Origin of the sequence: Umezawaea sp. Da 62-37 (assembly GCF_032460545.1) — a bacterium.
In the GTDB taxonomy this organism is placed as follows: domain Bacteria; phylum Actinomycetota; class Actinomycetes; order Mycobacteriales; family Pseudonocardiaceae; genus Umezawaea.
In genome coordinates this window covers 2,693,000-2,712,078 of the sequence record NZ_CP135965.1, presented here as the reverse complement: position 1 = coordinate 2,712,078, position 19,079 = coordinate 2,693,000, and the positions used below count along the sequence as shown (strand labels likewise).

General features: G+C 72.3%; 15 protein-coding genes. 4 read left to right on the top strand and 11 right to left on the bottom strand.

Translation table 11 applies throughout. The features are described 5' to 3' along the window. Positions 1–139: 139 nt before the first annotated feature. From RM788_RS11725 to RM788_RS11705, 5 genes are all read right to left on the bottom strand, one after another. Positions 140–1,018 (bottom strand): class I SAM-dependent methyltransferase, encoded by an 879-nt coding sequence (locus RM788_RS11725; RefSeq protein WP_315931645.1) that lies wholly within the window; start codon positions 1,016–1,018, stop codon positions 140–142. Continuing rightward, a complete protein-coding gene (locus RM788_RS11720; protein ID WP_315931644.1) occupies positions 982–1,629 on the bottom strand; it encodes a cysteine hydrolase family protein in 648 nt (215 codons plus the stop codon). Before RM788_RS11720 ends, RM788_RS11725 begins: the two co-directional genes overlap by 37 nt. Continuing rightward, positions 1,626–2,690, bottom strand: coding sequence for an isocitrate/isopropylmalate family dehydrogenase (locus tag RM788_RS11715; protein ID WP_315931643.1), 1,065 nt, complete (start codon positions 2,688–2,690; stop codon positions 1,626–1,628). The genes RM788_RS11720 and RM788_RS11715 overlap by 4 nt, the downstream gene beginning before the upstream one ends. Before the next feature lie 28 nt (positions 2,691–2,718). Beyond that, positions 2,719–3,252 (bottom strand): EF-hand domain-containing protein, encoded by a 534-nt coding sequence (locus RM788_RS11710; RefSeq protein ID WP_315931642.1) that lies wholly within the window; start codon positions 3,250–3,252, stop codon positions 2,719–2,721. A gap of 320 nt (positions 3,253–3,572) precedes the next feature. Further along, positions 3,573–7,511, bottom strand: coding sequence for a family 78 glycoside hydrolase catalytic domain (locus tag RM788_RS11705; RefSeq protein WP_315931641.1), 3,939 nt, complete (start codon positions 7,509–7,511; stop codon positions 3,573–3,575). Between the two features lie 214 nt (positions 7,512–7,725). Between RM788_RS11705 and RM788_RS11700 the strand changes: the two genes are divergently transcribed. After that, positions 7,726–9,858 carry a family 43 glycosylhydrolase gene (locus RM788_RS11700; RefSeq protein ID WP_315931640.1) on the top strand — a complete coding sequence of 711 codons (2,133 nt, stop codon included), beginning with the start codon at positions 7,726–7,728 and terminating at the stop codon, positions 9,856–9,858. On the opposite strand, the gene RM788_RS11695 is transcribed toward RM788_RS11700, so the two are convergent. Further along, on the bottom strand, positions 9,846–10,931 hold the full coding sequence (locus tag RM788_RS11695) for a methionine--tRNA ligase (RefSeq protein ID WP_315931639.1): 1,086 nt from the start codon (positions 10,929–10,931) through the stop codon (positions 9,846–9,848). The two genes, RM788_RS11700 and RM788_RS11695, sit on opposite strands and share 13 nt — an antisense overlap. A gap of 172 nt (positions 10,932–11,103) precedes the next feature. Here RM788_RS11695 and RM788_RS11690 point away from each other — a divergent pair, with 172 nt between their 5' ends. Beyond that, complete coding sequence (locus RM788_RS11690; protein ID WP_315931638.1) at positions 11,104–11,559, top strand: anthrone oxygenase family protein; 456 nt, start codon at positions 11,104–11,106, stop codon at positions 11,557–11,559. Here the strand turns inward: RM788_RS11690 and RM788_RS11685 are convergent, their stop codons facing one another. Continuing rightward, complete coding sequence (locus RM788_RS11685; RefSeq protein WP_315931637.1) at positions 11,560–13,944, bottom strand: ABC transporter permease; 2,385 nt, start codon at positions 13,942–13,944, stop codon at positions 11,560–11,562. Beyond that, positions 13,941–14,633, bottom strand: coding sequence for an ABC transporter ATP-binding protein (locus RM788_RS11680; protein WP_315931636.1), 693 nt, complete (start codon positions 14,631–14,633; stop codon positions 13,941–13,943). The genes RM788_RS11685 and RM788_RS11680 overlap by 4 nt, the downstream gene beginning before the upstream one ends. 204 nt (positions 14,634–14,837) lie before the next feature. On the opposite strand from RM788_RS11680, the gene RM788_RS11675 reads away from it, so the two are divergent. Together RM788_RS11675 and RM788_RS11670 are read left to right on the top strand one after the other, a co-directional pair. Next, on the top strand, positions 14,838–16,124 hold the full coding sequence (locus RM788_RS11675; protein ID WP_315931635.1) for a sensor histidine kinase: 1,287 nt from the start codon (positions 14,838–14,840) through the stop codon (positions 16,122–16,124). Then, a complete protein-coding gene (locus RM788_RS11670) occupies positions 16,121–16,789 on the top strand; it encodes a response regulator (protein ID WP_315931634.1) in 669 nt (222 codons plus the stop codon). The genes RM788_RS11675 and RM788_RS11670 overlap by 4 nt, the downstream gene beginning before the upstream one ends. A 37-nt stretch (positions 16,790–16,826) precedes the next feature. Here RM788_RS11670 and RM788_RS11665 read toward each other — a convergent pair whose 3' ends face one another. From RM788_RS11665 to RM788_RS11655, 3 genes are all read right to left on the bottom strand, one after another. After that, positions 16,827–17,390 (bottom strand): TetR/AcrR family transcriptional regulator, encoded by a 564-nt coding sequence (locus RM788_RS11665; protein WP_315931633.1) that lies wholly within the window; start codon positions 17,388–17,390, stop codon positions 16,827–16,829. Next, positions 17,383–18,219: an alpha/beta fold hydrolase gene (locus tag RM788_RS11660; RefSeq protein ID WP_315931632.1), complete on the bottom strand. Its 837-nt coding sequence runs from the start codon at positions 18,217–18,219 to the stop codon at positions 17,383–17,385. Before RM788_RS11660 ends, RM788_RS11665 begins: the two co-directional genes overlap by 8 nt. Positions 18,220–18,293: 74 nt before the next feature. After that, the gene (locus RM788_RS11655; RefSeq protein WP_315931631.1) at positions 18,294–19,073 is read right to left on the bottom strand and encodes an alpha/beta fold hydrolase; all 780 of its coding nucleotides are present in this window, start codon (positions 19,071–19,073) and stop codon (positions 18,294–18,296) included. Positions 19,074–19,079: the final 6 nt, after the last annotated feature.

The window sequence follows — 19,079 nt, the reverse complement described above, 5'->3', positions numbered from 1 at the left end:
CCGTCCCCTCCAGCAGCGTAAAGCCGAAAGCGCACTTCACGCCGTCATGACCGCCACACCTTCGGTGATATCGAGAACAAAATTGTCCGGTGGCCATCGGTTGAGCCACTTCATTCGCCCACAAGGAGCAGCGTGCCCATCACCTCCCCTTGGTCGCGAACACCCAGCGGTTGCGGCCGAAGGCGTCGTCGGGTTCGGGGTGGGGGCCGCGGCCGTGCAGGCGGGTGAAGTCGAAGGGGGTGTGGCTGGTGGTGGACCAGCCGATCGTGGTGAGGGTGGTGGCGGAGTCGGGGCGGTCGTCCTTGTTGAAGAGGGTGGGCAGGTCGAGGCCGATGTGCTGCAACGTGTAGGCGTAGAGGGGGTTGAGGCGGGCTCGGGGGTGTTCGTCGCGGGGTTTGACCTCGTACGCCAGGGTGCTGCCCGGTGGGCTGAGGTGGTCGACGGTGGTGATGAGGCGGGTCTCGTCCGCGCCGGAGAGGTAGAGGAGGAGGCCTTCGGCGAGCCAGGCGGTGGGGAGTGCCGGGGTGAAGCCCGCGGCGAGCAGGGGGGTGGTCCAGTCGTCGCGCAGGTCGACGGGGATCGGGACGCGGGTCGTGAGCGGGGTGGCCTCCAGGTCGGTGAGGACGTTGTGCTTGAACGTCAGCACTTCCGGCTGGTCGAGTTCGTAGACGGTGACGCCGGGCGGCCAGTCGAGGCGGTAGGCGCGGGAGTCGAGGCCCGCTCCCAGGAGGACGACCTGGCGGGTGCCCGCTTGCGCCGCGCGGACGAGGTGGTCGTCCAGGACTCTGGTGCGCAGACCGAAGTAGCGGGCCATGCGGCCCCAGAGCGGGTTGGCGTCGCCGTCGTGGACGTCGGCAGGGTGGAGCGGCCAGTCGGCGGAAACCGCCGCGGCGCGGACGAAGTGCTCGGCGTAGACATCGCGTGCGAGGGTGTCGTGCCGGTGGGTCTCGATCGCGCGGGCGGCGGCGACCATCAGCGCCGTCAGGCCGACGCCGTCCTCCACGCCGGTGCTGACCACGGGTGCTCCTCTCCTCCGCCCGGCGACCAGGTGTCCGGGATGTCGTGGGTGGTGGTGCGGGCGCCGTAGACGACGCTCATGAAACGCAGGATGTCCGCGTCCGGCAGGTGCATGCTGGTGGTGCAGTCGGTCAGGACGGTGATGTGGTAGCCCTTCTGGAAGCCGGTGCGCGCGGTCGAGTCGACGCAGACGTCGGTGAACAGGCCGGCGAACACCAGGTGGCCGATGTCCTTGCGGACGAGGTGCTCCTCGAAGCCCTCGCTGAGGAACGCGTCGAAGCACACGCGCTTGGTGAACACCCCTTCCCCCGGCGCCGGGGACACCTTGTGGAACTCCGCGCCCCACGTGCCCTCCCGGCACTTCGGCCGCTTGCCCAGCACGTGGTCGCGCCGCCGCCAGCTCGGGCCCTGGTGCTCGACGTCGCCGAGGTAGCGGACGAACAGCACCTCCGTGCCGCGACTCCTGGCCACGTCGACGGCCCGCGCGGTGTTCGTCGTGACGGCGTTCAGCGTCGCGGGGGAGCCGCGGTAGCGGGACGTGGCGACCGGACCGGTGCAGAAGTCGTTCTGCAGGTCCACGACGACCAGCGCGGTGCCCTGCCTCGGGGTCACGACCCCGCCACCAGACCGGCCGGGGCCTCCAGCACGTCCAGCAGCGCGTCGACCACCTCGGTGGTCGAGGACCGCCCGCCGAGGTCCGGGGTGAGGACACCGCGGGCCCCGATGGACCCCAACGCCCGTTCCACGGCCCGGATCGCGCCGGTGCAGCCCGCGTGCCGCTCGGCGATCGCCGCCGCGGCCCGCACGGTCGCCACCGGGTTGACGACGTCCCGGCCCGCCAGGTCGTCCGCGGAGCCGTGCACGGTCTGGTACTCGACGAGCCCGGCCACGTCGGGGTGCAGGTGGACGTTCTCGGTGAAGCGGTTCTCCTGCCGCTCCGAGCCGAACCGGTCGAGCAGCACCACGTGCATGATGTCGCCCCACTCGTTGCCCGCGATGATCACGGTGCGCGGCGACAGCCCGTGCTCGATCAGGTTGCGGTTCACGGTGTCCGGCTGGCACAGCCGGATCTCCACGCCGTGCCGGGCGGACGCCTCGGTGACCCACTCGTCGAGCGCGCCGTCGAGCAGGTGGAACTTGTACGCCATGACGACCTGGTCGACCTCGCCGTCGGGCCACTCCCGCCGGGCCCGCTTCAGGGCGTGGGCGATGACCTTGTCGGTGATCTCCCGGCTGAACTCCGTGGTCCGGGTGACCACGCCGGGGGTGTGGCTGTTCTCGCCGGTGTAGAAGCCCTGCGCCTCGTCGCGGACCATCAGCAGCGACGCCGTGGGCGTGGTGATGACGTCGACCTTCACCGCCTGGAGGTGCTGCCGCACCAGGTACAGCGACTGGGCGTTGATCGCCGTGCGGAAGATCGCGGTGGTGCCGCTGTCGGCCCGCTCCCGGCAGAACGCCTCGTAGTGCTCCGCGTCCTCGCGGGTGAGTTCGCGGATCCGCCCGACCGCGCCTTCCGGCTTCAGCGAGAAGTAGGAGTGGTAGGTCCGGGGTGAGCGCACGACGTCGATCCCGATCGAGTGCGACCGGCCTATCCCGTCCAGGACCCGTTCGAACACCGCCGCGAGTTCCGGACCTGTTCCCCTGCCGACCGCGAGTCCGATGACCGGTTCCACGGTTCTCCTTCCTCGTCGGGAACCGCGGTCAGGCCGTCGTGCTCCCGACGAGGTGGTCGCCGGGGATCCCCGCTTTGTCGGGGCTGTAGTAGTCCTTGATCCCGGCGATCCACGCCGTGACCGTGATGCGATCGGAAGGGGACGGGCGGAATGCGTCGAAAAGGGTGTCGACGTTCCCCGGTTCGAAACCGATGGCCGTCATCAGGGACTGGAAGACGGGGCGTTCGACCTGCCCGTCGCCATCCGGGTCGCCCAGCGCGGCGAGCGCCTCGGCGAAGTCGCGGATGGTCTCCTCGAAGCGCTCCGGGGACAGCACGCAGGCGGTGTACTCGTCGAAGCTGACCTTGCCGTCGCGGTTGGCGTCGAGCTCGTCCGCCAGCGTCTCCCAGTACCTGCGGAACGCGGTCACCATCGCGTGCTTCGCCTTGTCGTCGGAATCGCTCGCGGCCCGGACCACGTTCCCCGCCATGATGTCGAAGTCGTCGGCCTCCAGTTGACCGGTGCCGTTGGCGTCGAGCAGGGAAAAGATCAGGGTGACGCGATCGAGTGCCTCTGTCCGCATTGATCCGGTGCCTTTCTCTCAGTCATTTCCCGTAATGCGGAGTGCGATTCGGGATGACGTGTCCGACGGTAGTCGGTAGGCCGGGAAAACAATGGTCGGTCACCGGAAAGTGTGAATTGTGCCCTTATGGCGTGAATTGCGCCGAATGCGCGCCGTGATCGGCTGGAAGGGTGACGCGCAACCGGCGCGGGGCGATCGTCCGCGCACTCTCGGTCCGGCGCTCCGGGACGGGGAGCCACCCGCCGATCGCCGTGGGGGGTATCGAACGGGGCTCGCCGCGACCGACCGTGACGGGGCTCGTGCCCCGCCACGGTCGGCGGTCACGGGGTGAGTTCCGCGATCCGGGTGTAGCTGTTCTGCGCGCCGGTGACGGTGACGCGCACCTGCGTCGTCGTGACCGGCGAGGTGAACGGGATCCAGCGGTGCACGGCGGAGTTGCCGCTGACCTGCGCCTGCGTCACCCACTGCGCGCCGTCCCAGGTCTCCACGGTGAAGTCCGTCGGCACGCCGTCCGGGTGCGAGGCGAAGCCGACGCCGCCGAGACCGGTGGACGGCGTGGTGACGGTGAGCGTGTCGGGGTACCGGTTGTCGGTGTCGTCGTTCCAGAACGTCGCCAGGTCGTGGTCGATGGCGTTCGCGGCGACGTAGGTGCGCACCGCCCCGTTGACCTCGTTCGGCGCGTGCTCGGTCGACGCGGACGCCGTGGTGCCCGCCTGCCAGCTGCCGAACACGGTCACCTGCGCGGTCGTCGTCGCCGTCGTGCCGCCCGCCGACCTGGCGGTGATCGTCACGGGGTGCACGCCGCTCTTCGCGTTGTCCGGCACGGTGATCCGGACGCTCGTCGCCGTGGCGGAGTCGGCCGGGGTCAGCGGCACCCGCGCCGGGGTGGGCGTGGCCGTCCACCCGGCGGGGAGCTTGGCGTCCAGCACGGCGGAGGTGTCCACTGTGGAGCGTCCCTCGACCACGACCGGAACGGCGCCGGCGCCGCCCGCGGTGATCGCGTCCGGGGTGCCGGGCGTGATCGAGAGCCGGGTGAAGGCCTTGCGCGGCGGGGTGATCGTGAACGTGTAGTCGCCCGAGCCCGCCGTCACCGTGAGCGCCTGGTCGTCCGCGGCGCCGACCCGGAGGCCGGTGACGCGCTCGGCGGGGCGCCCCGCGCTGAAGATCGTCCTGCGGCTCTCGCGGACCGTGGACTGCTTGCCGCCCAGCAGGGGCAGCCTGATCGTCGCCTTCGAACCGACCGGGATCGTGGCGTGGTAGGTGACCGTGGCGCCGTCGCGCTTCCACTCGCTCAGGATGGTGCCCCGCACGGTCTGCTGCTTCGCGGTCACGTGGGTCAGGTCGCCGACGACGCTGGGCGCGAGGGTGAACTCGCCGTAGGCGGACGTTCCGGGCTGGATCCCGGCCAGCTGCTGGTAGAACCACTGGCCGACGGCGCCGCCGAGCCCGATGTGGTCCTTGGACGAGGTGCCGTCCGGCGCGGAGGAGTTGTCCCACTTCTCCCAGATGGTGCCCGGCCCCTGGCCCAGCATGTAGCCGAAGCTCGGGTAGTCCTTGCGCTGCGCGATGGCCAGCGCGACGTCGTTGCGCTGGTACGCGCCCAACGCCTGGAACACCAGCGTGGTGCCGACGAAACCGGTCGTCACGTGGTTGCCGTGCGCGGCGATGTCGGACACCAGCCGGTCGACGGTGGCCTGCTCACGGCCCTTGGGGACCAGGCCGAACACCAGCGGCAGCGCGTAGGTCAGCTGCGTCCCGGTCGAGAACACCCCGGTGTCGGCGGCGAAGTACCGCCTGGTGAAGCCCGCGGCGATCTGTTCGGCCAGCGCGGTGTAGCGCGTGGCGTCGGCGGTGTTGCCGGTGGCCTTCGCCATCTTCGCGAGCAGTTGCGCGTCGAGGTAGTAGAAGCCGGTCTGGAAGTACTGGTGCGGCGTGCTCACCGTGGAGAGCCAGTCGTCGCCCCAGGACGTCGGGGCGTTGACGACGACGTGGTCGGCGTCGCTGATGGTGCCGAGGTAGTCCACCCACGCCTTCACGTGGTCGTAGTGCGCGGTGATCACGCCGGTGTTGCCGTACTGGACGTAGGAGTCCCAGATGATCTGCGGGTAGGCCGTGCCCCACGCGGGGTCGGGGCGCCACCCGTTGTCCCCGTTGACCGGCGCCACCGACGGGATGCTGCCGTCCGGGGCCGCGCTCGTCACGACGTCGTCCAACCACTTGGCGTAGAAGGACTGCATGTCGAAGTTGGCCATCGCCTCCTGGTCGGTGTCGCCCGCGTCGCCGAGCCAGCCGTGCTTCTCCCTGGTGGGGCAGTCCAGCGGCATGGACTCGAGGTTGTTCAGCTGGGTCTGGGCGACCGCGGCCTGGATCCGGTTGATCCCGGCGTCCGACGTGCTGAACGAGCCGGTCGTCGGGACGTCGTTGTGCATCTCCAGCGCCGCGACGGTCACGGTGGCGTCGTCCGGCACACCGGTCAGCTCGGCGTAGCGGAACCCGGCGTAGTTGAAGTGCGGCGTGTAGGTCTCGGTGCCCGTGCCGCTGAAGGTGTAGCGGTCGTTCTGCCTCGGCGGCTCACCGCCGTTGAAGCTGATGTTCGACGTGGTGACGCGGCCGCCCGCGTCGAGGATCTCGCCCTTCTTCACCGCCGCCGTCGTCCCGGCGGGTTGCGCGGCGGTCAAGGTGACCTGGCCGGTGCGGTTCTGGCCGAAGTCGTAGACCCGCACTCCCGGCGCGGGCCTGGTCTCCGCGACGGGCGCGGTGGTGGAGACGATCCTGGTCGGCGGGGTCGGGTCGGCCTCCAGCCGGGTGAGTCCACTGTAGACGACCGCGGGCTTCGCGCCCTGCACGGCGAGCTCCGCCAAGCGGAACGTGCAGATGGCGCCGGTGCAGAACAGCTTCGTCGCGGTGATCCGGACGTACCGGCCGGTCACGTCGGCGGGCAGGGTCACCGGCGAGGTGCCGGGGTTGGGCTGGTCGGCGTCGGTCTTGTCGGCGACCGTGGTGGACGTGGCGAACGCCGGGTCGTCGCTGACCTGGACCCGGTAGCGCACCGGGAATCCGGCGCCGACGATGTCGCCCGCCGTGTCGTTCGTGGGCCGTGCCGGGAAGAGCGACACGGAGGCGAGGCGCTGCGTGGAACCGAGGTCGACCTGCACCCACTTCGTGGCGTCCGCGGTCGGTTCGGTGGCCGAGTGGTAGCCCTGGGAGGAATCGGTCGACCCGTCGATGCCGTCGGTCGCGGCGGCGGGGGACCAGCCGCAGCAGGAGGTCGTGTCGAGCGCGGTAACGGGTTTGCCCTGCGCCAGGCTCTGCGGGTGCGCCGCGGTCGCCACGCTGCGGGCCGACGGCCACGCGGTCGCGTCGAAGTCCGCGGTGTCCCAGCCCGCGATCTCCCTGCGGGCGTCGTAGGTCTCGCCGTAGTAGAAGTCCGCGCCCACTACCGGTCCCGCGTGCGCCTTCCAGCTGGGGTCGGTGCCGAAGGTGGCGGTCGTGCCGTCGGTGTAGGTCACCGACAGCTGCGCGACGAAGGTCGGCTTGCCCGCGTACTGGCCCTTGGAAGCCATGAACGCCAACGCGTTGCGGCCCTTGCGGACGAGGCTCGTCACGTCGAGGTCGCGGTAGAGCACGCGTTGGGCGTAGTCGGTGACCGAGGAGTCGAGCACCTGCTTCGGCTCGACGCGCGCGCCGTTGAGGTGCGGCTCGACCAGGCCCTGCGCGCCGAAGTGCAGGCGGGCGCGCGAAACCTGCTTGGTCAGCTCGAAGTCGTCCCGCAGCAGGGACCCGTCATCGGCCTGGATCCACCAGGCCGACCAGTCGGCCGGGGCGAGCAGGCCGGTGTCGAACTTCGCGGGCGCCGACCACGGCGACCGCTCGCCCTGGCTGTTCCAGGTGCGCACGGTCCACTGGTAGGTGCGGTCGCTCGCCAGCGCGGGGCCGGAGTACCGGACGTCGACCGAGTTCGACGACGACACGCGGCCGGAACCCCAGTGGCCGCGCGGGCTGTCCACGCTGAGTTCGTACGCCGTCTGCGCCTGCGCGCGGCCGGAGTCGTTCACCGTCCACGCCAACGTCAACGGGGTGCCGCCGACGAGCGCGTTCGAGGCCTGTCCGTTGGCGCGCAGGGAAGTCGGCGCGAGCGCGCCGCCGCGGGAGTCGGCGGTGGCCGTGGTCGGAGCGAGGATCGACGAGGCGGCGAGTGCGGCGGCGACCAGTGCGATCAGGCGCGAACGCCGACCGCCCGGTATTCCCGACAGGTCCATGGGCGTTCCCCTCAGACGGTGAAACGTTTCAAATGTTTCGCCTTGTTTACGCGCAAGGACCGCCCGAAACAAGAACCCGTGGCGATGCTGTCCGGTTGTCGCCAGGTGGATCGACTGTTCTGCAAGCGGTCCGGTACGCCGAACGGTCGTCTTGACGGGGCGGGGCGTGCCGAATACGTTGCTGAAACGTTTCATACTGGCAAGGAGGCCGCGGATGGAACGCCTGTTCTTGGTGCTCGTCCTGATCCTGGGCGCCGTGGTCGGCGCACCGGCGGCGGGCGCCGCGTCGACCACGACCGTCGTGAACTCCGACGCGAGTGGCGCCCAGGTCAGCCGGTTCGACGTCGACGGCAACTCCCTCGACGCGCACGACGGTTCGCTGATCCAGGTCGGGGACGTCTTCTACCTGTACGGCACCAGCTACGCGTGCGGGTACCGCTACCAGCAGAACGGCGACTTCTGCGGCTTCAAGGTCTACAGCTCGCCGGACCTCGCGCACTGGACCGACCGCGGCTACATCACCGCTCCCGGCTCCTGCCAGTACTGCTTCCGGCCGCACGTGGTCCACAACGCCGCGACCGGCAAGTACGTCCTGTGGGCCGACGGCGGCGGCCGCTACCTGGTCGCCACCAGCCCCACGCCCACCGGCCTCTTCACCCCGGCTCCCACGCCCGCGCTCGCGGTCGGCGGAGCCGTGGACGAGTCGCTGTTCGTGGACACCGACGGCACCGGGTACGTCGTCCACAACACCACGCAGGTCGCCGCCGGGCTGACCGCGGACATGGTCGTGGAACGGCTCACCCCCGACTACCTCACCACCACCGGGCAGTACACCCGGCTCGGCCTCGGCGACGTCGAGGCGTTCGCGGTCTTCAAGCGCGACGGCGTCTACCACGCGCTGATGTCCGACCCGTCCTGCGCGTACTGCTCGGGCGCCACCGGCGAGATGACCGCCACGTCGATGCTCGGCCCGTGGAGCGGATCCTGGTACGACCCGAACGGCGTGCACCAGAGCGGGCGGGCGGAGCCGCGGTGGCGGGCCAGGATCGTCAACGCCGACAACTGCGGCGGGCAGCCGCTGGCGAGCCTGCCGATCGTCGCCGCCGACGGGTCGACCGCCTACTACTTCGTGTCCGACCGGTGGAACGGCCGCGCTCCCAACGAGTCCCTGGCCAACCTCTTCATCGGACCGATGTCGTTCGACGCCGACGGGACCCTGCGGGACATCCAGTGCGTGAACAGCTTCCCGCTCTCGTTGCCAGGGCCGGCGGGCTCGTACCGGAGTTCGCCGGACCTCGACCAGCGCAGCGGGTTCGACGGCTTCCGGCACTACTGCGACATCGCCGGAAACGTGGCGCGCCAACAGGGTTTCACGCCCTCGCGCACCGGGACGCTCAGCTCGGCGTCGGTCACCGCGTTCCAGAGCGGCTCCCCGAACGCGCCGCTGACGCTCGAAGTCGTCGACGGCGCCACCGGGAACACCTTGAGCCACAGGGACTTCCCGGTCGGCGCGGTGCCGTGGGCGCCGACCGCGCTGGCCGCCCGTCCGGGCGTGGCAGTCGTCGCCGGGCACCCGTACCTGTTGCGGCTGCGATCGGCCACGACGACCGGGTGCTACGGCTGGGAGTACAACGACGGCAACCCGTATCCGTCGGGGGTCGAGTCCTACAGCACCGACAACAGCGGGTCGTTCACCGCGGAACCGGTGCGGGACCTGAAGTTCAGCACCGACGTGGGCGCCACGTCGGTGTTCGCGCCGGACGGTGTGCCCGCCGGGTTCGCGAAGTGCGCCGACGAGTCCGGCCGGTGCGCCTTCACCGGCACGCGCACGGTCGCCTACGGCGCGGGCACGTCCTACCGCTTCCGCACCGCCGCGGACGGGATCGACTGCGGGATCGTCGCGTTCGGCGGCGACCCGCTCGTGGGAACGCTCAAGGCCTGCTACACCGCGCCGGTCGGCGGCCCGGCCGGGTACGCCTTGTGCGCCGACGAGAACGGCACCTGCAAGGTGGACGCTCCCGCCGTCGTCGCCTACGGCGCGGTGGGCGCGTTCGCGTACCGCATGGCGGGCAAGGGCGACACGGCGTGCACGAACGCCGCGTTCGGCGGGGATCCGGTCCACGGCGTGGCCAAGGGTTGTTACGCGGCAACGGTCGGCGGCCCACCGGGGGCGACGGCGTGCGCGGCCGAGAACGGCACGTGCGCACCGGGTTCCGCGCGGACCGTCGTCTACGGCGCACGTGGCGCGTTCGTGAGCAGATGGGTCACGGGACCGGTGGCCTGCACGTCCGCCGCGTTCGGCGCCGACCCGATCCCCGGCGTGGTGAAGGGCTGCTACCCGGTCTGAGGGAACAGCGGCAGCGACGGGGCGAGGGTGCCGGACAGGGCGGCGCACCGCTCGGCGATCCGGGTGGCCACCGACGGGATGAACGGGGTCAGCTCGTTGGCGAGGGCGCGGCAGGCGGCGAGCAGGCTGGCGAGGACGGCGTCGAGTCGTTCGCCCGCGTCGGTGTCGCCGCGCCGTTCGGCGTTGGCCAGGTCCCACGGGCGTGTGTCGGCGAGGTAGCGGGTGGCCTCCTCGGCGATCCGCCACACCTCGTCGGTGGCCTGCCGGAAGTCCGCGGCGGTCAACGCCGCGTGCACCTTCCGGGGAGCCTCGCGGCACACCGCGACCAGCCCGGCGGCGTCCGGCGCGGACCCGGTGGGCGGCCTGCTGCCGCGGTAGCGGTGGATCATGACGGTGACCTGGTCGACCAGGCCGCCGAGGTGCTTCGGCAGTTCCTTGCCCGCCCGGCCGACGCTGCCGCTCGGCGCGTGGCGCAGCAGCCACCAGCGGACCGCGTCGGAGCCGTGCCCGCGGGCCAGGACGCCCAGGTCGACCCCGAAGTCCGTCGTGACGACGATGTCGGTCGGCAGCGGGATCCCCGCGGCCAGCAGGAAAGCGGGCCAGTGCGCGGTGTGCGCCAGCAGTGAACCGCTGTCGACCACGTGCACGCGCCGGTCGCCTTCGAGCCACCACCGCCGGTAGTTCGGTCCGTCCACGTCGTACCCGAGCGCCGTGATCGGGGCGCGCAACCCGGCCATGGCGGCGTCGGGGAGCGGGCGGTCCGGCAGTCCGGCGGCGAGGTGGGCGAGCACCTCGGCGCGGGCTCCGGCGGGCTGGATCCGGAGCAGGCCGTCGTCGACCGCGGCGCGCAACGCCGTGGCCTGGTCGGCGAGCCGGTACGGCGGTTGTCCGGGCGCGGGTGGTGCCGGGCGGACGAAGTCGTTGTAGGACAACGCCAGCGCGTCGCGGTCCGGTGAGTCGACGGCGCTGAGGAACCGCACCCGGTCGCCGTGCTGCCGGTGGTGCCGGGCCAGCACGTCGGCTCGGACGAGGTCGGCCGACGGGCCGGTGGTGGTCACGTAGAACCGCGACATCGGGGCGCTCCAGGTGCGGGGTCCGGCGACGGTAGCAGCGGTGCCGGGTCGCGCTCACCCCCTTTTTCCCGCGCTTGCCCACCGAACGCCCGTTCGGCTACGGTCATGAAGTGAACGAACGCCCGTTCAGCAGAACGGGGTCGTGCCGCACCGCCCGAACGTGGAGAGCCGAATGCGCTACCTGGAACTCGTCAGCCTGTTCCTGCTCGGGCTCCTGGCGGGCGAGGAGTTCGTGGTCCGCTACGGCGTGCACGGCGCGATGGCCGTGCTCGACGAGCGGGGGCAGGTCCTCGCCCGCCAGGGGCTGATCACGAGGCTGAAGGTGCTGGTGCCGTCGATCATGGTGCCCGCGGTCCTGACGGGCGCGGCCGTGACGATCCTCGGGGGAACGGGCGCCGGCTTCGGCTTCCGGCTCGCGGGCGCGGCCGTCCTGCTGGCCTTCGTCCTGTTCACGTTCCTCGGCACGGTGCCGATCAACCAGCGCATCGGCGACTGGGACGCCGACGCCCCGCCCGCGGACTGGCGGGCCGAGTTCCGCCGGTGGGAACGGATCGACGTGTTCCGTTCCTCCGCGGCGATCCTGGCGTTCGCCCTCTTCCTGCTGGCCGTCGGGGTCCGGGTCGCCTGACTACTCGGTGCGCAGCGCGGTGGCGGTCCTGGTCCTGGCCGCCCATCCCGCGGGCAGCAGCGCGCCGAGCACGGCGATCAGCACCCCGCCCGCCCCCAGCAGCACCAGTTCCGCCGGGTGGTAGACGTCGAACACGGTGGTCGGCATGCCGAGGCCCGCGCCGCGGGCCATGGCGGGCATCACCTCGCCGTGCAGCGCCATCCCCAGCGGCACCCCGAGCACGCCGCCCAGCAGTCCGGTCAGGACGACCGACGACAGCACCATCGCGGTGGTCTGGCGCGGGGTCATGCCGAGTGCCTTGTGGACACCGATGTCGTGGACGCGTTCACGGGTGTCGAGCACGACCCCGTTGAGCACCCCGAGCCCGGCGACGGCGACGAGCACCAGCGTGAGCGTCGCGGTGATCCCGGCGATCAGGACCAGGGTGTCGCTGGTGCCGCGGCCGGTGGCGGCCTCCGCGCTCACGGACTGCGGCTGGAGCGCGGCGTTCAACGCCGTGAGGTAGCCCGCGACGTCGGTGCCCGGCCGCACCGCGACGCTGTAGGAAGTGGCCTTCAGGTCCACCAGGGTCGCGGCGTCGGTGAAGATCCCCATGCCGTCGTCGCTGGTGTCGAAGAGTTCGCCGACGACGCGGACCACGACCGTCCGCCCCTGGTCGTTGAGCGCCAGGGTGTCGCCGACGCGGGTACCGGTGGCGGTCAGGAACGGCGTCGGCACCACGACCTCGCCCGGTGCGGCGAACCAGCGCCCCGAGGTCATCCGGTAGCCGGCGAAGGAGACGTCCCCGGTGAACCCGGTGACGGGGGCCGGTGAGGACAGCCCGGCGACGGACACCGGGCGGGTGGCCATGCCGTAGTGCGCCAGCGTTCCGGACTGGGCGCCGATCACCGCGTCGATCGCGGCGCGGTCGGCGGTGTCGGGCACCCGGTTGATCTTCCGACCTCCAGGTCCCAGGTCCACGTCCTCGAGGCCAGGGGGGAGGTGCAGGTCGGGGGAGCCGATGGTGACGTCGGCGGTGTCGTGGTCGAGACCGACCTGGATCTCGTTCAGCGAGGCCGCCAGGCCGACCGCCAACGTCACGGCGGTGGCGCCGAACACGATCGCCGCGAGCATCGCGACCGCGCGGGCGGGCCGGGCGAACGGGCGGGACAGGCCGAGCGTGACGGGCCTCGGCAACGGGAGCCGCGAGGCCAGTGCGGCGGCCCGTCGACCGCGGGCGGGACCGCCGACCCGGCCGACGGCCAGCGCGTCCACGGTGCGCAGCCGCCCGGCGCGCCACGCGCTCGCCCACGCGGTCACCGCCACCACTACCAGCGCGCCGACGACCACCACGACGTTGACCAGCGGGTCCACCGCCGCGGTCGCCGCGCCGTAGGCCTCCCTGGTCTCGGCCAGCACCGGCAGCGCCACGGCGTTGCCCGCGACCACGCCGATCACGACGCCGACCGCGGCGGGCACGAGCGCCTGGACCACGTGGGCGCGCACCACCTGCCCCGGCGTGAACCCGAGTGCCTTGAGGACGCCGATCCGGCGCAGTCCGCCGCTCACCGCGCCCGCGACCACGTTGCCGACGATCAGCACCGACATGACCAGCCCCAGCAGGCCGAACGCGACGATGAACGGCACGAGCAGCGCGGTGTCCCGAGCGGCCTCCTGCCGCAGCACCAGCCACGACCGCGTCCCGTTCACCGCCTCCGCCGGGATTCCCGCCGTCACCGCGACGCGACCCGCCTCGACCTGCTCGGCGGTGTCCGCGGCGGCGAACCGGTAGAGCACCTGGAACCCCGCCGTCGAGTCCGGCCGCGTCAGCTTCGGGATCGCGGCGGGTGACACCCACGCGCCCGCGGTGCGGCTGACGGACCTGGCCAGGCCGACCACGGTCAGCGCCGGGGCACCGGGCAGGTCGGGGAACGTGAACTGCCTGCCGAGGGGGCTGCCGTTCGGATCGTCGCCCACCGGTCCCCCGGAGGACAGCACGATCTGGTCGGGACCGGTGGCCCAAGCGCCGTCGAGCAGCGTGACGGCGTCGACCGCACCGCCGGGATCGGCCCGGCCCACCACGGTCAGCGGTGGCAGGTCGTGCCCCCGCTGGTCCCGCGCCACGACGGACACCGTCCGGAACGGGCCCGCCGCGGCCGTGACGCCCGAGGCCTTCGCCGACGCCTCCAACTGCGCCGCCGTGGCCTTCTCCCCGTCCACCTGCACCGACAGGTGCGCGCCGTGCTGCTCGGCGAACGCGTTGTCGAACGGCGCCGCGGAGGCCACCAGCAGCGATCCCCCGAGCACCGCCGCGGCCGCGGCCATCGTCGTGGCCAGCCCGATCACCGCCGTCTGCACCCGGCGCCGTCCCACGCCCGAGCGCACCACCCGCCCGAGCGCGCTCATCGGGTGGCCCCCGCGGCGAGGTCGTCGGCGACGTGGCCGTCGACCAGCCGGATCGTGCGGGTCGTGCAGGAGCGGGCCAGCGCGAGGTCGTGGGTGACCACGACGATGGTCTGGCCGTCGGCGTTCAACTCGGTGAGCAGCTCGCTGACGTCCTCGCCCGCGGCGGTGTCCAGCGCGCCGGTCGGCTCGTCGGCCAGCAGCAGCGGCGGGCGGTTCACCAGCGCCCTGGCCACCGCGACGCGCTGCCGTTCGCCACCGGACAGCCTGCCGGGGTACGCGCCCGCATGTCCTTCCACGCCAAGCCTTCCGAGCAGTTCCGCCGCGCGCTTCCTGGCCTCGCCGCCCGCCATGCCCGCGAGTTGGGCGGGCAGCGCGACGTTGTCGGCGACGGTGAGGTCGTCGAGCAGGTTGAAGAACTGGAAGACCATGCCGATCTTCGCCCGCCGGTAGCGCGCGGAGGCGGCCTCGCCGAGCCTGTCGACGCGCACCCCGTCCACGGTGACGGTGCCCGCATCCGGCCGGTCGAGGCCCGCGATCAGGTTGAGCAGCGTGGACTTGCCGCTGCCGGACGGTCCGAGGATCGCCACGGCCTCGCCCGGCAGGACGGTCAGCGAAGCGTCGTGCAGGGCGGGCGGCCCGTCGTCGTAGGCGCGGCGCACGTCGCGCAGTTCGATCACCGGAGTGGTCATGGTCGGGGTCTCCCGGAGTAGGTGGATCTGACCCGCCGGACGCTAGGAGCGCGGGCGGTCCGGGCGCGTCGGTCGGCCGGGCCACACCCGGTACCGCGCAGGGATGATCATCGTCGGCGTCATCCTCGCGGCGTAGTCGAACGGGGTTCCGCCGCACGTCCTGAGGTGGATGTCCGCGCCGGGGGAGTCGGTGAGAATGGGCCGGTGAAGAACGTCGTGGAGCGCCTGCGGGAGTGGGTGGGCCCGTTGGCGCGCCCGACCGGTCCGCCGCCGCTGCTCACCCGGCGCGGCAGGGTCTTCGACCTGCTGGTGGCGCTGGTCATCGGGTTCGCCACGGTCATGTACGCCGTCGACCGCGGGGACGCGTCCGCGGGAGCCGGTCCGGAGCGGGTCGAGATCGTTCCGGCGCCCGGTGGATCCGGCTGGATCGCGGTTCCCGCGCCGTTCGTCGACTCGGCCGACTGGATCACGCTGGTCGTGCTGGCGCTGCTCTCGTCGGCGGTGCTGGTGGTGCGCCGCCGGTACCCGTTCGCCGTGCTGTGCGCCGTGACCTTCCTGGCCGTGCTGACCCCGCCGGACGTCCCGAGGGTCACCTTCTACGCCTGCGTCGTGGCCGCCTACAGCGCCGCGGCCTACAGCCAGTACCGGCCGCCGACGCTGGGGACGCTGGTGGTGCTGGCGCTGGCGGTCAGCGAGTTCACCGGCGACACCCAGCCGGTCGTCCCGAACCAGTACATCGCGCTGATGGTCCTCGTCCCGATGGTGGTGGCCGCCAACGGGTTGCGCACCTGGAAGCTGCGCACCGACGAGGGGTTGGCGCAAGTGTCCACTTTGGAGCGCGAACGGGACCAGGCGCTGCGCAGCGCCGTCGAGCACGAGCGCGCCCGCATCGCCCGCGAGCTGCACGACGTGGTGACGCACAACGTGAGCGTGATGGTCATCCAGGCCGGTGCCGCCCGCAAGGTCATGGCCGCCGAGCCCGACCAGGCCCGTGAGGCGCTGCTCGCCGTCGAGGCGGGCGGCCGGGCGGCGATGTCGGAGCTGCGGCACGTGATGGGGCTGCTCACGATGGACACCGACGGCGTCGAGCCGGTGCTGGCGCCGCAACCCGACGTCGACCAGTTGGAGGCGCTGGTCGCACGGGTCCGGGACACCGGCGTGCCGGTCCGGCTGACCGTGTCCGGCGCACCGCGCCCGCTGCCGTCGGGAGTCGGGCTGGCCGCGTACCGGGTCGTGCAGGAAGCCCTGACCAACACGGTGAAGCACGCGGCGGGCGCGTCCGCCGAGGTGCTCGTCGAGTACGGCGCCGACCACCTGCTGGTCGAGGTCACCGACATCGGCGGCACCCCCGGCCCGACCTCCGCCGGGACCGGGCGAGGGCTCATCGGACTGCGCGAGCGGCTGGCTGTCTACGGTGGCACCCTGCGGGCCGGTCTCCGCCCGCTCGGCGGGTACCGGGTCACCGCGAGGATTCCCCTGGAGGCGTTGTGACCGAGGCGGTGCGCGTGGTGGTCGCCGACGACCAGGCGCTGGTGCGCACCGGGTTCCGGATGATCCTCACCGCCGACGGCATCGACGTGGTCGCCGAGGCCGCGAACGGCGCCGAAGCCGTCGACGCGGTCCGGCGCACCCGGCCGGACGTGGTGCTGATGGACGTCCGGATGCCCGTGCTGGACGGCCTGGAGGCCACCCGGCGCATCCTGACCGGCGCCGAGGGGGAGCCGCGGGTGATCATCCTGACCACGTTCGACCTCGACCGCTACGTCTACGCGGCGTTGTCGGCGGGCGCCAGCGGGTTCCTGCTCAAGGACGTCACACCCGAGCACCTCGTCGCCGCCGTCCGCCTGGTCCGCTCCGGCGACGCCCTGCTGGCCCCGACGATCACCCGGCGGCTGGTCGAGCGCTTCGCCCGCGGCGACACCGGCACGACCCCGCCGCACCGCGACCTGGCCACGCTGACCCCGCGTGAACTGGAGGTGCTCACGTTGCTGGCCAGGGGGTTGAGCAACGCCGAGCTCGCCGGGAAGCTGCACCTGTCCGAGGCCACCGTGAAGACGCACGTCGCCCGCATCCTCGCCAAGCTCGGCCTCCGCGACCGCGTGCAGGCCGTGGTGGTGGCCTACGAGACCGGGTTGGTCAGCCCTTCGGGAGCGTGAGGCCGGGTGGCTCACGCCGGTGGGCGACCCGGCCGCGTCACGCGCCGGGAGCCGGAGTCCGCAGCCCCGAGATCACCATGTGCACCAGCAGGTCGTAGCTCTCGTCGAGCTTCTCGGGGAGCTGGAAGCCCCTCTGCGCCTCCAGCACGGAGAACCCGTGCACGGCAGCGCGCAGGCAGCGAGCGGCGTGGATGGCATCGGAGTCCTCCAGGCCGTACGCGCGCAGGGCGGCCATCATGACGTCGATCAGCCTGTTCGCGGCCCGCGACACCATCGGGTCGGGGCCCTGGTCGACGGAGCCGTAGCGGTTCGGGTGGGTGACGACGTACTCGCGCCAGGCCAGCATGAGGGCGCGCACCGCGTCGTCGGCGGAACGGCCGAGCACCGCCGAACCGATCCGGTCGAAGAGCTCGTCCATGATCCGCACCGACAGGAGCGCGCGCAGCTCGGCCAGGTTCCGGACGTGCTTGTAGAGCGACGGCGTGGCCACGCCCGCGCGGGAGGCCACCGCGGCCAGGGTCAGCGCGCCGGGGCCCTCCTCGTCGACAAGGCGCAGGGCGACGTCGACCACCGCGTCCGCGGACAGCGCGGCCCTAGCCACGGGGGACCTCCTTGAGGAAGGTCAGGATCGCCGTGATCACGGCGTCCGGGAACTGCACGTGCGCGTAGTGGCCCGCTCCCTCGACCACTTCGAGCCTGCCCAGTCCGGACGGCATGCCCGCCACGATGCCCTCGCCCTCGGCGACGGGGTCGGCCCAGTCGGGGTCCAGCGAGCCCACGACGACCAGCGCGGGGCAGCGGAGGTCGGCGAGCTTGGCGCCGGCGTCGGTGGGCGCGGACATGCCCATCTTGCCCAGCACCGCCATCCGGCCGGGCCTGCTCAGCTCGGTGTCGAGCGCGGCGACGTGCTCGGCGTAGCGCGCGGGCCTGGTGCCGGGGTAGGCGTGGTCGAGGTAGCTCTTCCACGTCCCGACGCTGCGGAACAGCCCCGCGCCCATGAGCAGCGTCGAGCCCTTGCGGTAGCGGGCGTTCGAGAACAGGGCGCCGAAGGCGATCTTCTGCGCGCGGGTGAACGGGCTGATCTCCACGACGGCGGTGACCGACTCGGGCTCCAGGGCCGCCGCGATGGTGACGGCGCCGCCGGCGAACGAGTGGCCCACGAGCACGGCCGGGCCGCCCAGGTGGTGGACCACGGCGAGCAGGTCGGCCGCCGCGTCCGTGCGGGTGTAGGACGGCCAACCGACGCTGGACTCGCCGTGGCCGCGCTGGTCCACGGAGGCCACGCGGTACCCGGCGTCGACCAGTCCGGCGGCGACCTCGCGGTAGGCGTCCCGGTTGTCGCCCATGCCGTGCGCCAGCACGACCAGCGGACCCTCCCCGGTCACGTCGTAGGCGAGCCGTCCACCGTCGAGCTCCAGGTACTCCGTCATGACCGTCTCCTCAAGTGGCTAATTGCTGTAGCCCAAAAGCTAATGGCATTAGCCGACGTTGTCAACTCCCGTTCTCAGCGGCTCAGGAACTCCAGCACGAGCGGGCTCGCGACGTCGCGGAACTCCTCGAAGTGCGCGTGCCGCCCGCCGGGGACGAGGTGCAGTTCGGCGCCGGGCACGCGCCCCGCCAGCAGGTGGGCGTTGGCGGTCGGGTTGAACACGTCGTCGGTCCCGTGCACGACCAGCGTCGGCGCCCCGATCGACGGCAGCGCGTCCCAGCTGTTGTGCCCGCCGCTGGCCAGCAGGTGTCCGCGCCGGGCGTGCGGGGGCATGGTGGGATCGCCCAGGGTGTTGAACGGCCCGGTGTGGCCCGCGACCCACGCGGGCGTGTACATCAGCTCCAGCAGCGCCCGCCGCGACGCCGCCTTGTCCACCTGCGCCAACGAGCGCCGCACCTCCGCGCTCCGCTCGACCCCGTGCGGCTTGCCGGGTGAGGTGCACCCGAGCACCAGCCGGTCGACCCGCTCGGGGTGGTCGGCGGCGATCCACTGCGCGACCCGGCCGCCCATCGACGTCCCGTACACGTGCGCGCGGTCGACGCCGAGGTGGTCCAGCACGCGCAGCACGTCGTCGGCGAACCCCCTGGTGCTGTAGGAGTCCGTGTCCGGCCTGCCGCTGTCGCCGGTGCCCCGGTAGTCGAGCACGACGGTGGTGAACGCGGCGGCGAAGTCCGCGCGCACCTCGTCCCACCAGTGGTGGTCGTTCGCCTGCCCGCCGAGCAGGAGCAGCGGCGGACCTCCGCCGTGGACCTCGTAGTGGATGTCGACCCCGTCGTCCGTCAGCGCGAATGGCACGGACGA

What these genes read in the sequence shown, in the direction of transcription:
- RM788_RS11710 (WP_315931642.1), bottom strand. Translation starts at nt 3,252, where the DNA reads ATGCGGACAGAGGCACTCGATCGCGTCACCCTGATCTTTTCCCTGCTC.
- RM788_RS11705 (WP_315931641.1), bottom strand. Translation starts at nt 7,511, where the DNA reads ATGGACCTGTCGGGAATACCGGGCGGTCGGCGTTCGCGCCTGATCGCA.
- RM788_RS11700 (WP_315931640.1), top strand. Translation starts at nt 7,726, where the DNA reads ATGGAACGCCTGTTCTTGGTGCTCGTCCTGATCCTGGGCGCCGTGGTC.
- RM788_RS11695 (WP_315931639.1), bottom strand. Translation starts at nt 10,931, where the DNA reads ATGTCGCGGTTCTACGTGACCACCACCGGCCCGTCGGCCGACCTCGTC.
- RM788_RS11690 (WP_315931638.1), top strand. Translation starts at nt 11,104, where the DNA reads ATGCGCTACCTGGAACTCGTCAGCCTGTTCCTGCTCGGGCTCCTGGCG.
- RM788_RS11685 (WP_315931637.1), bottom strand. Translation starts at nt 13,944, where the DNA reads ATGAGCGCGCTCGGGCGGGTGGTGCGCTCGGGCGTGGGACGGCGCCGG.
- RM788_RS11680 (WP_315931636.1), bottom strand. Translation starts at nt 14,633, where the DNA reads ATGACCACTCCGGTGATCGAACTGCGCGACGTGCGCCGCGCCTACGAC.
- RM788_RS11660 (WP_315931632.1), bottom strand. Translation starts at nt 18,219, where the DNA reads ATGACGGAGTACCTGGAGCTCGACGGTGGACGGCTCGCCTACGACGTG.